The 13,250-nt window shown below is 63.9% G+C and carries 17 protein-coding genes; 6 read left to right on the forward strand and 11 right to left on the reverse strand.

Going from position 1 to position 13,250, the window contains the following annotated elements; genetic code table 11:
* The first annotated feature begins 68 nt into the window (after window positions 1-68).
* Window positions 69-608, forward strand: a complete 540-nt coding sequence (locus NFG58_RS07390) for a GNAT family N-acetyltransferase (RefSeq protein WP_348827882.1) — start codon at window positions 69-71, stop codon at window positions 606-608.
* Window positions 609-619: 11 nt separating this feature from the next.
* Here the strand turns inward: NFG58_RS07390 and NFG58_RS07395 are convergent, their stop codons facing one another.
* Window positions 620-1,525 (reverse strand): cation diffusion facilitator family transporter, encoded by a 906-nt coding sequence (locus NFG58_RS07395; RefSeq protein ID WP_045993243.1) that lies wholly within the window; start codon window positions 1,523-1,525, stop codon window positions 620-622.
* A 110-nt stretch (window positions 1,526-1,635) separates the two neighbouring features.
* Here NFG58_RS07395 and NFG58_RS07400 point away from each other — a divergent pair, with 110 nt between their 5' ends.
* The gene (locus NFG58_RS07400; RefSeq protein WP_348827883.1) at window positions 1,636-1,986 is read left to right on the forward strand and encodes a hypothetical protein; all 351 of its coding nucleotides are present in this window, start codon (window positions 1,636-1,638) and stop codon (window positions 1,984-1,986) included.
* A 50-nt stretch (window positions 1,987-2,036) separates the two neighbouring features.
* On the opposite strand, the gene NFG58_RS07405 is transcribed toward NFG58_RS07400, so the two are convergent.
* Window positions 2,037-2,354 (reverse strand): winged helix-turn-helix domain-containing protein, encoded by a 318-nt coding sequence (locus tag NFG58_RS07405; RefSeq protein WP_045993245.1) that lies wholly within the window; start codon window positions 2,352-2,354, stop codon window positions 2,037-2,039.
* Between the two features lie 223 nt (window positions 2,355-2,577).
* Between NFG58_RS07405 and NFG58_RS07410 the strand changes: the two genes are divergently transcribed.
* The 4 genes from NFG58_RS07410 (at window position 2,578) to NFG58_RS07425 (ending at window position 5,896) form a co-directional block, all read left to right on the forward strand.
* On the forward strand, window positions 2,578-3,123 hold the full coding sequence (locus NFG58_RS07410) for an iron transporter (protein WP_108447658.1): 546 nt from the start codon (window positions 2,578-2,580) through the stop codon (window positions 3,121-3,123).
* 12 nt (window positions 3,124-3,135) lie between these two features.
* Complete coding sequence (locus tag NFG58_RS07415) at window positions 3,136-3,534, forward strand: cupredoxin domain-containing protein (RefSeq protein WP_231498632.1); 399 nt, start codon at window positions 3,136-3,138, stop codon at window positions 3,532-3,534.
* Complete coding sequence (locus NFG58_RS07420) at window positions 3,531-4,373, forward strand: FTR1 family protein (protein WP_348827884.1); 843 nt, start codon at window positions 3,531-3,533, stop codon at window positions 4,371-4,373. The genes NFG58_RS07415 and NFG58_RS07420 overlap by 4 nt, the downstream gene beginning before the upstream one ends.
* 107 nt (window positions 4,374-4,480) lie before the next feature.
* A complete protein-coding gene (locus NFG58_RS07425; RefSeq protein ID WP_348827885.1) occupies window positions 4,481-5,896 on the forward strand; it encodes a 4Fe-4S binding protein in 1,416 nt (471 codons plus the stop codon).
* A 192-nt stretch (window positions 5,897-6,088) separates the two neighbouring features.
* On the opposite strand, the gene bioA is transcribed toward NFG58_RS07425, so the two are convergent.
* The 9 genes from bioA to lptA form a co-directional block, all read right to left on the reverse strand.
* The gene (gene bioA, locus NFG58_RS07430; RefSeq protein WP_348827886.1) at window positions 6,089-7,363 is read right to left on the reverse strand and encodes an adenosylmethionine--8-amino-7-oxononanoate transaminase; all 1,275 of its coding nucleotides are present in this window, start codon (window positions 7,361-7,363) and stop codon (window positions 6,089-6,091) included.
* A gap of 194 nt (window positions 7,364-7,557) precedes the next feature.
* Complete coding sequence (locus tag NFG58_RS07435; protein ID WP_348827887.1) at window positions 7,558-8,082, reverse strand: hypothetical protein; 525 nt, start codon at window positions 8,080-8,082, stop codon at window positions 7,558-7,560.
* A gap of 51 nt (window positions 8,083-8,133) precedes the next feature.
* Window positions 8,134-8,403, reverse strand: coding sequence for an HPr family phosphocarrier protein (locus tag NFG58_RS07440; protein WP_045993249.1), 270 nt, complete (start codon window positions 8,401-8,403; stop codon window positions 8,134-8,136).
* 2 nt (window positions 8,404-8,405) lie between these two features.
* Complete coding sequence (rapZ, locus tag NFG58_RS07445; RefSeq protein WP_045993250.1) at window positions 8,406-9,287, reverse strand: RNase adapter RapZ; 882 nt, start codon at window positions 9,285-9,287, stop codon at window positions 8,406-8,408.
* Between the two features lie 53 nt (window positions 9,288-9,340).
* Window positions 9,341-9,826, reverse strand: a complete 486-nt coding sequence (gene ptsN, locus NFG58_RS07450) for a PTS IIA-like nitrogen regulatory protein PtsN (protein WP_045993251.1) — start codon at window positions 9,824-9,826, stop codon at window positions 9,341-9,343.
* A 5-nt stretch (window positions 9,827-9,831) separates the two neighbouring features.
* Window positions 9,832-10,140 carry a ribosome-associated translation inhibitor RaiA gene (gene raiA / locus NFG58_RS07455; protein ID WP_108447660.1) on the reverse strand — a complete coding sequence of 103 codons (309 nt, stop codon included), beginning with the start codon at window positions 10,138-10,140 and terminating at the stop codon, window positions 9,832-9,834.
* 159 nt (window positions 10,141-10,299) lie between these two features.
* Window positions 10,300-11,712, reverse strand: coding sequence for an RNA polymerase factor sigma-54 (locus NFG58_RS07460; protein ID WP_213228699.1), 1,413 nt, complete (start codon window positions 11,710-11,712; stop codon window positions 10,300-10,302).
* Between the two features lie 275 nt (window positions 11,713-11,987).
* Window positions 11,988-12,713, reverse strand: coding sequence for an LPS export ABC transporter ATP-binding protein (gene lptB / locus NFG58_RS07465; RefSeq protein ID WP_045993254.1), 726 nt, complete (start codon window positions 12,711-12,713; stop codon window positions 11,988-11,990).
* Window positions 12,713-13,243: a lipopolysaccharide transport periplasmic protein LptA gene (gene lptA / locus NFG58_RS07470; RefSeq protein ID WP_083970449.1), complete on the reverse strand. Its 531-nt coding sequence runs from the start codon at window positions 13,241-13,243 to the stop codon at window positions 12,713-12,715. The genes lptB and lptA overlap by 1 nt, the downstream gene beginning before the upstream one ends.
* Window positions 13,244-13,250: the final 7 nt, after the last annotated feature.

Here is a 13,250-nt window from a genome sequence, read left to right on the forward strand (position 1 = left end):
CATCAGATGGTGTGTCGGCGTTGGAGGTTGCGCGGGTCCGGACCTGGCAGGCAGGAGGTGCCGGCAGCATGCTGAGGGTGTCCGAGCGGCTGTGGCTTGCGTCGATCGGCAAGGAACACTGTGACGCTCTGTGGCACGCCATCGATGCGAGCCGGGAGTCGTTGAGGCCCTGGCTGCCGTGGGTCGATGCCACCCGCGAGCCGGGAGATTGCGAGGTCTTCGTCACCGCTGCCATGGCTGAGCGGCGTCTGGGCAGCGCTCGACACTTTGTCTTGCTCGAGGACGACGAGCTGATCGGCGTCGTCGGCTTCAACCGCATCGTCGAGCGTCACCGCTGGGCGTCGCTGGGCTATTGGCTGCGCAGCGACTTCCAGGGTGGGGGCCGGATGACGCAGTCCGTGGCAAGCCTGGTGGAATGGGGTTTCGACGAACTCGAGCTTCATCGACTCGAGATTCGTTGTGCCGAAGGCAATAGCCGTAGTCGCGCTATCCCCGAGCGACTCGGCTTTCAGCAGGAAGGCGTGCTGCGCGAGTGCGAATGGGTCGGCGGACGGGCGCTGTCCCATGTGGTCTATTCGCGTCTTGCCGGTGACCCCGCGCCGGGCTGACGGCCTCGCCTTCAGGCCCAGCGTTCCTCGGCGGTAAAAGCGACGGTAAACCAGCGGCGCTCGGGGGGAATGCTCAGTCGTGAGGATATCTCCTCGCGGATCTCGTCCATCTCTACCATGCCGCGCCCGGCGGCGAAGTTCGGCGCGGTGACGATATGAATCTCGATAAAGTGGCCCCGGCCACTCTTGGCCACATGACTGTAGTAGTGGCTGAGACCCTCTCTTTGCATGATCTCCTTCATCGCCGCGTGCACCTCACGATCGATGGCGCTGGGTGCCATCAGCAGGATGTCCTTGGCGGCTCGCCGAATGATGTTGATGGGCACCGGCATGAACACCAGGGTCAGCACCACCAGCAGCGCCGAATCGACGTAGGGTGTCCAGTGGTCGAGCGCGGTACCTTCCAGCATAAGGGCGATCACGAAGGCCACCAGCAGCGCGCCGGTGATCAGCGCCGCCATCAGCCAGTTCTTCTGATCGATTCGCAGAAACTCGGAGTTGGCCCTGCGATTGATCTTCTTGAGATACACCGCCATGGTGCTGCAGATCACCAGCACCACGGCGGCGTAGAGGGTGGCCGCGCCGAAGGCGAGGGCGTGGCCGCCGCCCAGCAATTCCCGCAGCGCGTTGAGAAAGGCGTAGAAGCACAAGAGCAGCAGAATGCCACCGTTGAGCGCCGCCACCATCGGCTCGAAGTGCCAGAAGCCATGCTGGAAGCGTGAGGTCGCCTCGCGCACGACCAGCCGCGATACCGCCAGCGCAAGCCCCGACATGGCGGCGTCAATGGTGGAAAAGACGCCATCGAAGAGGATCGACTGGGAGCCGGCCAGCAGGCCGAAACTGACCCCGAGCAGGGCGACGCCCAGGGTGGTGATGATCGAGAGCGACAGGGCCCGTTGTTCGAGTCGTGAATCCATGATCCGATGCAGTGTCGAGGAAAGCTCGACTATAGGGGCTGGCGTCGTTTGGCACCAGCCGGGGCGTTCGCGTCGGCTATCACAGGGCGTGGATCAACAGGGAGAACACCATGAGCAACAATCTCTACGCCAGGGCAGAGTGTGGCTGCGGCGCCATTGCGCTGCTGGTCGCCGGTGAACCCGAGGCCGTCGATCCTCGCCTGAGGCTGGCCTGGTGGCCGGAGACAGCGCTGCAGTTGACGCAAGGGGCGGACTGGCTCGAGCTCACGGATGAACGGCGCGGAGAGCATCGCTTGCTGGTGGAGAGTTGCCGCCGCTGTGGTGACCGGCTCATGGTCTCACGGGAGGGCTGGGTCGAGACGACGCTTGAATGGGTGGAGAGGCTGGGGCTGGAGGTATCGACGCTCAGTGCCAGTGATGCACTTCGAGAGAGCTTCGGGCATGCACGCCCCGTTGACTGAGTCGTCGTGATATCCGCCCATGGGCGCTCGCTGCCTGCGCGGTGAAGGGATCAAGGGTGCGCGTTGGCGAGGGAGGGGTAGCCCAGCAACTGCCCCAGGCGCTCGGCGTGAAGCGACAGCCAGTCGGGGTCGATCGGCCCCCAGTCATCGATGCGATAGTGACCGATATTGTGAGGCTTGCCTGGCTGATGCTCGAAGCGGCAGCGGATATCCAATTCCTCGAGGGCGGCGAGGGTGTCCTGAGCGGTACGTCTCGGCATGCCGGTGGCGGCGGTGATGGCCGGCACGCTATCGATGCCGGTGGCCACCAGATGGGCCAGGTAGAGGCGTCGATAGAAGCTGGTGCGGGTCTTGCTGAGGCTGGTCATGGGCTTTCGCTATCTCGTCAGGGGCCTTTGGTACCGATGGTTCAGCGTCACGTAAAAGCGCGGCCAGTGCAACAGAGGTTCGAGACTTTGATGCACGTCACAGGCGTGCCTGCCGGCACAGGCTAGAGTGTGGCGACACCGGGCGGTGCTTCATGAACTTCGTCATGGAAATGATTCTTGAAGCGCGAACGGTTCTCGCCATTTTCTATCCCGAGGTTCTCGCATGTCTGCATCGCCGATCTTTGACCGCTCCGCCCTGGCCGCCCTGGCCACCACCCTCTGTCTTGGTGTCTTTTCCAGCAGTGCCTCGGCGCTGGAGTATCCGATCGGCGAGCCCGAACTGGTCAACGGCATGGAAGTCGCCGCGGTCTACCTGCAGCCGGTGGTCATGGAGCCTGCCGGTGAGCTGGCCGCTGCCGAGGCCGATATTCATCTCGAGGCGGATATTCACGCCCTCGAGGACAACGACAACGGTTTTCCTCCCGGCGCCTGGATTCCTTTTCTGCACATTGACTATCGGTTGCAGAAGGAAGGCAGCGACAGTGTGATCGAAGGTAGCCTGATGCCGATGATCGCCAGCGACGGCACCCACTATGGTGTCAATGTGGCGCTCGAAGGCATGGGGCGCTATCACCTGAGCTTCCACATCGAAGCGCCGCACCTGATGCGTCATATCGACAAGGAAACCGGCGTGGCACCCTGGTATGCGCCCTTCGACGTCGAGTATGACTTTGTCTACGCCGGCGTGGGCAAGAAGGGCGGCTACTGAGAGGAGGCGGTCATGTTGCTGCTACGTCGTTCCCGTCTCTCGGGCGCGCTGATCACGGCGCCGTTGGTCGCGCTGTCGCTGATGACACTGTGCGCCACCTCTGGTCAGGCAGAGGCCGGAGCGCTGCCTACCTACCGGTTGACCCTTGTTGACGGCAGGCTTGATCCCGTCGAACTCGAGGTCGTCGCCGGGCAGCGGTTCAAGATCGAACTGCATAATGCCGGAAGTACGCCGGTGGAATTCGAGAGTCGCCGGCTTCGCCAGGAAAAGGTGATGGGCCCCGGCGTTCACTCCTTCGTCGTGGTCCACCCGCTGAAGCCGGGGCGCTACGACTACTTCGACGAGTTTCACCTGCCCGATGCCCAGGGCGTGATCATCGCTCGGGAAGCCTCCGAGGAGGCTCACCCATGAACGAAGCGGCCTTTATCGTGGTCCTGCGCGAGAGCCTGGAGGCCATCCTGGTGGTCGGCCTTGTCTACGCCTGGCTCGCCCGAGAGGGGCGTCGCGATGCCTTGAATTGGCTGTGGGGCGGTGTCGCGGCGGGTATCGCCCTGGCGGTGGTGCTGGGTGCTGTGCTGATGGGAGTAGGGCGCTGGTTGACCGGTGACGCCCAGACCCTGTTTCACACCGCCATGTCGGCGCTGGCCGCCGCGTTGATCGTGCAGATGGTGGCGTGGATGCGCCGTCGCGGCGCCTCCTTCAAACGCTCCATGGAGTGTGACGCCATGCTGTGTCTGTCGCGCTCACGGCTGTGGGGCATTGCTACCCTGGTTGCCCTGGCGGTGGCTCGGGAAGGCGCCGAGACCCTGGTGTTTCTGTACGGTCTGGGTCTGGCCCAGTGGCGAGGCGGACAACTGACCTCCTTCGCCCTGGCCGCAGGTCTCGGCTTTGTCACGGCGGCTGCCTGCTTCGTGATGCTGCAGTGGTCCTCGCGACGACTGGCCTGGCGCGGGTTCTTCCGGGCCAGCGAGATCCTGCTGCTGCTGGTGGCGGCGGGCCTGTGGGTAGCGGCGCTCGAGCGGCTGATGAATCTGGGCTGGTTGCCGGTCGGGATCGATCCGCTGTGGGACACCAGTGCCTGGCTGGATGATGGCCAGGGAGTCGGCGGACTATTGGCCAGTATCGCCGGTTACCGTGCCTGGCCTTCCTCGACGCTGGTGCTCGGCTACCTGTGCTATTGGGGCCTCGTCTACTGGTGGGTGGGCGGGCAGCGCCCGTCGCACAACGTCGTCGAGGGAGCGGTGTCGTGAACGAGGCGGCGGCAGTGACGGCAACAGGGACGGCAACAGTGACGCCAGCAGTGATGCCAGAAGCCAGCGATCGTCGCTGCGGGCCTGGCAAGGAGACTCGGCCAACCGTGGCTGAGAATCGGCATCCAGGCGCCCGCAAGACCCGACGCTGGGCACGTCTGGGAGCCTGGCTGAAGCATCATCGGCGCTGGATTCTGACACTGCAGTGGGCCGTGGTGGCGTTCTACGCCGTGCTGCTGCTGGTGCCGCCCTTGTTGCCCCTGCCGAACCATGAGGCACGCATCCTCGATCACCTCACGGTGTTCGCCGAGTTCGTGTTCTGGGGTATCTGGTGGCCGTTTGTCATGGTCAGCATGGTGGTGGCGGGGCGGCTATGGTGCGGGATGATGTGTCCGGAGGGTGCCATCACGGAAGCCGCCAGCCGTGTCGGCCTGGGTCGGGCGATACCGCGCTGGATGCGTTGGGGTGGCTGGCCGTTCGTGGGCTTCGCCATGACCACGATCTATGGGCAGCTGGTCAGCGTCTACCAGTATCCCAAGGCCGCACTGCTGGTGCTGGGGGGCTCGACCCTGGCGGCGGCCGTGATCGGTCTGGTCTACGGCAAGGGCAAGCGCGTCTGGTGTCGCCATCTGTGTCCGGTCAGCGGCGTCTTTGCGCTGTTGGCCAAGCTGGCGCCGTTGCACTACCGCGCCGACCCCGAGGTATGGACCGAACACGGACGGCGCCAGCGCCGGCGTGAGGTGTCAAGAAGCCGGGCTCCGGACTGCCCGGTGCTGATCCCGCTGAAGCAGCTGGACAGCGCCAGTGACTGCCATCTGTGCTCGCGTTGCTCAGGCTACAAGGATGCTATCCATCTCGAGCTCAGGGCGCCCGGCATCGAGGTGGTGTCGCCACCGCCTCAGCGACCCGCGACCCTGTGGGAGTTCGTGCTGGTGGTATTCGGCCTGCTGGGCATCGCGGTGGGGGCATTCCACTGGTCGGCGAGCCCCTGGTTCGTGGCCGCCAAGCAGCAGGCGGCCGTCTGGCTCTATCAGCACGGTTGGGGATGGCCGCTGGAAACCAGCGCACCCTGGTGGCTGCTGACCCACTATCCCGAACACAACGACGTCTTCACCCTGCTCGATGGAGCCCTGCTGCTGGGCTATATCGGCGTGACTACCCTGGTGCTGGGGGGGCTTGTCTCGCTGTCGCTGTCGCTGACCAACCGTCTGCTTGGCCGCTGGCGCTGGCAGCGCCTGTGGCACCTGTCCTACGCCCTGATACCCCTGGCCGCGGTCGGCGTCTTCCTGGGCCTGTCGATGACCACCCTGACCCTGCTGCGAGGCGATGGCCTGCTGATCCACTGGGCCAATGACGCCAGGGCGCTGTTGCTGGGGCTTGGCGTACTGGCAAGCGCGGGGCTTGGATGGGGCATCCTCGGACGCTACGCCAGTGGCCCGCGTCGACTTCTGGCCATGCTGCCCATGCTCGCCGCCCAGGCGCCGGTGATCGGCGCCTGGTGGCTGCTGTTCTGGGGCTGGTAGAGCGTGGTATCGCCTGGTAGAGAGCCAGCCACCGCACTAATTATGCGTTTGCGGTGAAAGGGGCCTGTCTCTGGTAAAGCGGGGCCGCAATGATCTGGCGCATTTCCTCATCCTAGGTGATATAGGCCGGCGGGCTGGTAGAGAGCCAGCCAGCGCCGACCCTGCCCACTAATTATGCGTTTGCTGTGAAAGTTATGCGTTTGCTGTGAAAGGAGCCTTCATGGCCTTGATGATCTGGCGCATTTCGTCATCCGAGGTGATATAGGCCGGCATGGTGTAAAGCCATCTGCCGAAGGACCTCAGCCACACGCCCTGTTCACGGGCGATGGCGGCGGCACCTTTCAGCGCTTTACTGTCGTGCACCTCGATCACGCCGGTGGCGCCGAGCACACGGATGTCGGCCACCGCAGGGTGGGCGCGCAGGTCACTGTCGCCGGCGAGCTCCTGCACAAGGATGGCGTTGAGCCGAGCGATACGGCCCAGATAGTCGTCCTCCTCGAAGACCCTGAGGCTTTCCAGTGCCACGCGACAAGCCAGCGGATTGCCCATGAAGGTCGGGCCGTGCATAAAGGCGTGAAGCTCGCTGTCGCCGATAAAGGTGTCATGGACACGGTCGTTGGCCAGGGTCGCCGCGTGGCCAAGGTAGCCACCGGTCAGCCCCTTGGACAGCACCATGATGTCCGGACTGACACCGGCATGGTCGGCGGCGAACATGCGCCCGGTGCGTCCAAAGCCGGTGGCCACTTCGTCGAACACTAACAGCACGTCGAACTCGTCGCACAAGGCGCGAGCACCCTTCAGATAGTCCGGTGAGGTCATGTTGAGACCTCCGGCGGCCTGCAGCAGGGGTTCCATCAGCAGCGCGGCGATCTCGTGGTGGTGGGCTTCCAGCACCGCTCGCAGGGCGTCGAGGTCGGCGGCGACCTGCTCCGGCGTGGCCGCATAGGGGGCCGTCGGCGCCGGGGCGAAATGGTGTTTCGGAAGAAAGCCGGAAAACAGCGAATGCATGCCCTCTTCGGGGTCACACACCGCCATGCAGCCGGCGGTATCACCGTGGTAGGCCTTCATCAACGACAGCATGCGGTGCTTGTTGGGGCGGCCGCGCAGATGGTGGTACTGCACCGCCATCTTCATCGCCACCTCCATGCCCACCGAGCCGCTGTCTGAGAAGAACACGTGGTTGAGGCCCTCTGGCGTGACGCGAACCAGTTCCCGCGCGAGCTGGTCGGCGGGATCGTGGGTCAGTCCTCCAAGCATCACGTGACACAGCGTGGCAGCCTGCTCCTGAATCGCCTTGACCAGCCGTGGATGTCCGTAGCCGTGGATCATGCACCACCAGGAGCAGGTCGCGTCGAGCAATGATTCGCCGCTGTCCAGGGTAAAGCGGGTGCCCTGGCCGCCGACTACCCGGGGGGCAGGGGCCTGGGTCTTGAGATGGGCGTAGGGATGCCACACCGGAGAGGTCATGTCGGCTCCTGAGGGACGCTTGGTGGTAAACTGAGTGACGAGCTAAAAGTTTACCACCGCTGCTGCTGCCGTCGCCAATGCCAGCGCTCGTACCCGGAAAACCGGGGTAGAGCGGGGCAGGCGAGGGTACAAGGCGGAGCGGTGCTTTCTAAGGGATGCTGGGCTCTGGGATGCTGGGCTCAGGGATGCTGGGCTCAGGGATGCTGGGCGTCGACACGTTCGAGAAAGCGCTCGAACAGAAACGCCTCGTCGTTTTTCAGCGAGCGACTCAGGCAGTCGATGAACTCTCGGCGCGGATAGGTGAAGACCCGCGGCGCCTTGTAGGCATCCAGATCGATGGCGATCACCTCTCCGTCGACGACCAGGAAGTTCTCTGTGTGCAGGCCACGACAGTGGATACGGTCACGGTACAAGGCTTCGAGAATGTCCAGGTAGCGGTTCTGCAGTTCCGGAGAGTCGAGGACCAGCTTTTTAAGCGCGATGCCGTGCACGTTGGCGGTGACCAGACGATAGCGCTCTGCCGACAGGATTTTCGGTGTGGCGATACCCAGTCGCTCCAGTCGGCCGGCGACATAGCGAAAATTGTGGCCGGGGTAGCGCCGGATGCCCAGGCGGTAGCGCCAGCGATCGCTGGTCTTGGGCGTGAAGGTCTTGATGAAGGCGTCCTGGTCCGCGTCGTAGTGGACCTCGGTGTACTTGCCGGTCTGGATTAGTTGCATGGCGTCCTTGGCAGGCAGGGGGTGGCGGTCAAAACAAGGAGAGGTAAGACGTCAGGCGTCTTCGTCGAAGCGTGCGTCGAACAGTGCCTCCAGAGCGTCCAGCACCGCGTCCGCGTCCTTGCCTTCGGCCTCCAGGGTCAGCTCCGTACCGCAGGGGGCGGCCAGCATCAGCAGCGACATGATGTTGGCGGCGTCACCCGAGCGGCTGCCATGGTGGACGGTGACGGTGGCGTCAAAGGGTTGGCAGCAGGTGACCAGGCGAGTCGCGGCGCGTGCATGCAGGCCGCGACGATTGGTCAGGGTCAGGGTGCGTCGGGCCACGCCTAGAGTCCTCCGCTGTCCAGTCGGCGTTGCTGGCCGAGTTCGCGGTGGCGTAGACGGACGCGGGGATGCTGGTCGGCCAGGGCCGAGGCGATTCCCTCGGCCAGGTAGACCGAACGATGCTGTCCTCCGGTGCAGCCCACCGCCACGGTGAGGTAGCTGCGCTGGCTTTGCTGATAGCGCGGTAGCCAGGTGCGCACCCAGGCGAGAATGTCGCGTTTCATGTCGGCGACGTCCTGATAGCGTTCGAGGAAGTCGATGACGCTGGGATCGCAGCCATTGGCATCACGCAGCGATGGTTCCCAGTAGGGGTTGGGCAGACAGCGGGCATCGAACACGATGTCTGCATCCGGCGGCACGCCACGCTTGAAGCCGAAGGACTCCACGGTCAGGCTCAACTGGCCGCTGCGGTGGTCGGCGACCTGTTCGGCGATGCGCGAACGCAGTTCGTGTACCGACAGGCGAGAGCTGTCGATGACCAGATCGGCCAGGTCTCGAATGCCCGAAAGGGCCTTCTGTTCGGACTCGATGGCTTCCGCCAGGGTCATGTCGCTATCACGGGTCAGCGGGTGACGGCGCCGCGTGTGGGAATAACGCTCGAGCAGAATTCGCGCATCACTGGTCAGGTAGACCACCTGGCAGTCGATCGGACTCTGCTTGAGGGACGCCAGCTGGGCGGGGAAGCGTTCCAGCGCCTCAGGCAGGTTGCGGGCGTCGACGCTGACGGCGATACGGCGGGAATGACCGTTTTCCAGCTCGTCCACCAAGGCGCCCAGCAAGGTCGCGGGAAGGTTGTCGATGGCGTAGAACCCCAGGTCCTCCAGGGCCTGAAGGGCCACGGACTTTCCCGAGCCGGAGCGACCACTGATGATCACGAGCTGCATGTCCTGTCTCCTTGGGCAGGCGTCCATTGCTGATGGCCTAGGCAAGGCCGCGATCAGGAGGGAGTGTCGTCCCCTGGCGCCTGTTGGCGGATGGCTTCCTGCAGGCGCTCGTGAAGCTCGCGCTGGGAGCTGGCGTGGCGCAGACGGTGACGTGTGTCGGCGTCGTTCATGACGCCAGCGACCTGGCCGAGCAGGGCAAGATGGGCGTCGTCGGCCTCTTCCGGCACCAGCAGCACGAACACCAGATCGACGGGCTCACCATCGATGGCATCGAAGTCGACAGGTTCCGCGAGTTTGAGGAAGCCGGAGATGGGCGCCTTGCAGTGGGGGTTGCGGGCATGGGGAATGGCGACGCCATTGCCGATGCCGGTACTGCCCAGGCGCTCACGTCCGATCAGCCGACTGAAGACCTCCTGGCTGTCCAGGCTCGGGGTGTTCTGCGCAATGAAGGTGCTGAAAAACTCCAGCACCCTCTTCTTGCTGCCTCCCGGGACATCGAACAATGTGCGCTCGGGAGGGAGAATGGCTTCCAATGTCATGAGAGTCAGCGAATTCCGGCGCCTTGGGCGCGGGCTTGGGATTTTTCCTTGTGCTTGACCAGCTGGCGGTCCAGCTTGTCGGCAAGGGCGTCGATAGCAGCATACATGTCGCCGTCCTGCGCTTCGGCATGCAGGTCGGCACCGGCGGCGTGAAGGGTGCAGGCGGCCAGCTGGCGTTCCTTTTCCACCGAGAGGGTCACCTGGACGTTGGTGATGTTGTCGTAGTGGCGCTCCACACGGGTGAGCTTCTCTTGTACGTAGTCACGCAGGGGATCGGTCAATTCGACGTGGTGGCCGGTGATGTTGACTTGCATGACAGGCTCCTTGCTCTTTCGGGTGGTGGCTTGATTGTAACCCTTTTTCCGATCCTGCAAACCCCCTCGACGCTACGCAGAAAGACGCAGATGTCATGCGAAATTTCAAGTGCTTGCGCTTTCCCGATAACTAGGCTAGCGACGCCGCAGCGCAAGGCCTCAGCGCAGTCGCTTGCGCTCGCTGGAAGACGGAATATTCATGGCTTCCCGGTACTTTGCCACGGTGCGTCTGGCGACATTGACGCCGTCTTCCGCCAGCAATTCCACCAGTTTGCTGTCCGACAGAGGTTTGCGGGCAGGTTCCTTTTGAATCAACGATTTGATCATGGCGCGGATGGCGGTACTGGAATGGGCGTCGCCATCCTGGCCGACCTGGCTCGAGAAAAAATACTTCAACTCGAACACGCCGCGAGGCGTGTGCACGAACTTCTGGGTGGTCACGCGGGAGATGGTGGACTCGTGCATCTCCACCTTGTCTGCGATATCGGCCAGCACCAACGGTTTCATGGCCGCTTCTCCCTGCTCGAGGAAGTCGATCTGACGCACCATGATTTCCCGGCCGACCTTCAGCAAGGTGTCGTTGCGGCTGGACAGACTCTTGATCAGCCAGCGCGCCTCCTGCAGGTGGTCCTTGAGGAACTGGTTGTCCTGGCTCTTGTCCGCGCGCCGAATCAGCGCAGCGTAGTCGGGCTGGATGCGCAGTCGGGGCATTGCATCCGGGTTGAGTTCAACGCGCCAGCCCTCTTCGGTGTGGCGTACCACCAGGTCGGGTATGACGTAGTCGTTATCGCTGTCACCGAACTGGCTGCCGGGACGTGGGTCGAGGCTCCGGATCAGCTCGATGACGCTGTCGAGTTGGTCGTCATCGAGTCCTAGTCGGCGCTTCAGCAGACGTCGGTCGCCGCTGGCCAGCGCCTCGAGAAACTGTCTTACCAGTCGTCCGGCCTGGGGCAGCAGGACGGTATCGCGAGGCAGGCTATCCAGTTGCAGCATCAGACACTCGCGCAGGTCGCGGGCGAACACTCCGGTCGGTTCGAACTGTTGCAGCCGAACCAGCACCGCCTCCACCTCTGCGAGGGGAGGGGGGCGACGACCGTCTTGCTCGAGCCCCTGGGCAATGTCATCCAGTGTCTGCTCGAGATAGCCGTCGGCGTTGACCGCGTCGAGCAGGCTCTCGGCGATCAGGCGCTCCTGGTCGCTGACGTCGAGCATCGCCAGTTGCCAGCTCAGGTGGCTGTGCAGTGACTGGGAGCTTGCCTGGCGCTCGAAATCCGGCGCCTCGCCACTGCCGGCGGGGGTGGTGCCCAGGTCCTGGTAGGTGTCGGACCAGTCGCTGTCCACACTGAGTTCCGAGGGAATCTGATCCGCCCAGTCATCTTCCACGGCTTCCCTGGTCTGCTGTTCGCCGAACTCGTCCTCGAGTTCGAGCATGGGGTTGGCCTCCAGCGCCTGCTGGACCTCCTGGCGCAGGTCCAGGGTCGAAAGCTGCAGCAGGCCGATCGCCTGTTGCAGTTGCGGGGTCATGGTCAGCTGGGTACCGATGCGCAGCTGCAGTGACGCCTTGAGGGCCATGGGTCGGGATCCACCAGTGTTGTCGAAAGGCTTTACCCTAACGACGAGTCATCAGACATGCAAGCATCTTGCCAAGTTGGTGTTTTTTGACCTGTGGGAGGGAGTGTAAAGGTCGATGTGGAACAACTTGGTAGGGGGGAGGTGCTTCTTTCGAGGGAGGCCCTGTGTGCAAGGTGAGGCCGACCCTTTCGGGGCCGGCGGTTGAATGCTGATGCTGGCAAGTGTTGCGGCCGCTTGATGCGACTGCGACTGCGGCTGTCGGGCGGCCCTGCGGTCTAGAGGCGGAAGTTCTCGCCCAGGTAGACCTCCTTGACGCGCTGGTTGGCGAGGATGGACTCGGCGCTGCCCTCGGCGATGATCTGGCCGTCGCCGACGATGTAGGCACGATCGCAGATATCGAGGGTCTCGCGCACGTTGTGATCGGTGATCAGGACGCCGATATCGCGGGCCTTGAGTTGACGAATGATGGACTTGATCTCGCCCACCGAGATCGGGTCGACCCCGGCGAAGGGTTCATCGAGCAGGATAAAGGCCGGCTCGGTGGCCAGGGCGCGAGCGATCTCGACCCGGCGCCGCTCCCCGCCGGACAGGCTCATGCCGGGGTTGTCACGAATATGGCTGACGTGGAAATCCTCGAGGAGTTGCTCGAGACGTGCTTCTCGGCCCTCGCGGTCGAGGTCCTTGCGGGTCTCGAGGATCGCCATGATGTTGTCGGCCACCGACAGCTTGCGAAAGATCGAAGCCTCCTGAGGCAGGTAGCCGATACCGGCCAGCGCGCGCTGGTGCATGGCCGCGCGGCTCAGGTCCCGATCATCGATGCTGATGCTGCCGGCGTCGGCTCTGACCAGGCCGACGATCATGTAGAAGGAGGTGGTCTTGCCGGCCCCGTTGGGGCCCAGCAGACCGACGATGCTGCCCTGCTCGATCGACAGGCTGATGTCCTGGACGACGCGACGCTTCTTGTAGCTCTTGGCCAGATGGCGAGCGTGGAGAGTCTTCATCAGTTTCCTTGGCTTTCCGGCTCGAGGGTCATGCGAATGCGCTGCTCGCCCTGGACGCCCTGGGCGCTGGAGCGGGCCTGGACCACGCGGCGATCGAGGAAGTACTCCAGATAGGCACCGTCGAAGGTGTCATTGGCCTTGTGCAGCTCAGCCTGGTCGATCAGCTCCATGCGGCGTTCGGCCACGTGGTAGATCACCTTGCGGCCCCAGCCCTTGACCACCGGTTCTTCCGGGGATGGCTTCTGCTCGAGGTAGGCGCGGGAGCCGGTCGCGGTCGCCAGTGACAGTTGTCCCTGGTCGTTGCGCTGGATCTCGACGCGTTCGCCGGTGAGGATCATGCTGCCTTGCACAATGCGCACGTCGCCGGTATAGACCGCGGTACCGGCGCGATCATCGAGATCCAGCTGGTCGGCCTCCACCTGAATCGGTGCGCTGCGATCACTTTCCAGCGCCAGGACACTGCTGCCGGTGGCGCCGGCGGCCAGGCCAAGGGCCAGGGCAAGCAGGAGGGCGGGACTTGGACGCATCATGGAAGGG

The organism is Halomonas sp. RT37, from assembly GCF_040070525.1.
GTDB classification, from domain to species: Bacteria; Pseudomonadota; Gammaproteobacteria; order Pseudomonadales; family Halomonadaceae; genus Halomonas; species Halomonas litopenaei.

Coding starts and splice junctions, on each gene's coding strand:
- NFG58_RS07390 (WP_348827882.1), top strand. CDS start 69: ATGCTGAGGGTGTCCGAGCGGCTGTGGCTTGCGTCGATCGGCAAGGAA.
- NFG58_RS07395 (WP_045993243.1), bottom strand. CDS start 1,525: ATGGATTCACGACTCGAACAACGGGCCCTGTCGCTCTCGATCATCACC.
- NFG58_RS07400 (WP_348827883.1), top strand. CDS start 1,636: ATGAGCAACAATCTCTACGCCAGGGCAGAGTGTGGCTGCGGCGCCATT.
- NFG58_RS07405 (WP_045993245.1), bottom strand. CDS start 2,354: ATGACCAGCCTCAGCAAGACCCGCACCAGCTTCTATCGACGCCTCTAC.
- NFG58_RS07410 (WP_108447658.1), top strand. CDS start 2,578: ATGTCTGCATCGCCGATCTTTGACCGCTCCGCCCTGGCCGCCCTGGCC.
- NFG58_RS07415 (WP_231498632.1), top strand. CDS start 3,136: ATGTTGCTGCTACGTCGTTCCCGTCTCTCGGGCGCGCTGATCACGGCG.
- NFG58_RS07420 (WP_348827884.1), top strand. CDS start 3,531: ATGAACGAAGCGGCCTTTATCGTGGTCCTGCGCGAGAGCCTGGAGGCC.
- bioA (WP_348827886.1), bottom strand. CDS start 7,363: ATGACCTCTCCGGTGTGGCATCCCTACGCCCATCTCAAGACCCAGGCC.
- NFG58_RS07435 (WP_348827887.1), bottom strand. CDS start 8,082: ATGCAACTAATCCAGACCGGCAAGTACACCGAGGTCCACTACGACGCG.
- rapZ (WP_045993250.1), bottom strand. CDS start 9,287: ATGCAGCTCGTGATCATCAGTGGTCGCTCCGGCTCGGGAAAGTCCGTG.
- ptsN (WP_045993251.1), bottom strand. CDS start 9,826: ATGACATTGGAAGCCATTCTCCCTCCCGAGCGCACATTGTTCGATGTC.
- raiA (WP_108447660.1), bottom strand. CDS start 10,140: ATGCAAGTCAACATCACCGGCCACCACGTCGAATTGACCGATCCCCTG.
- NFG58_RS07460 (WP_213228699.1), bottom strand. CDS start 11,712: ATGGCCCTCAAGGCGTCACTGCAGCTGCGCATCGGTACCCAGCTGACC.
- lptB (WP_045993254.1), bottom strand. CDS start 12,713: ATGAAGACTCTCCACGCTCGCCATCTGGCCAAGAGCTACAAGAAGCGT.
- lptA (WP_083970449.1), bottom strand. CDS start 13,243: ATGATGCGTCCAAGTCCCGCCCTCCTGCTTGCCCTGGCCCTTGGCCTG.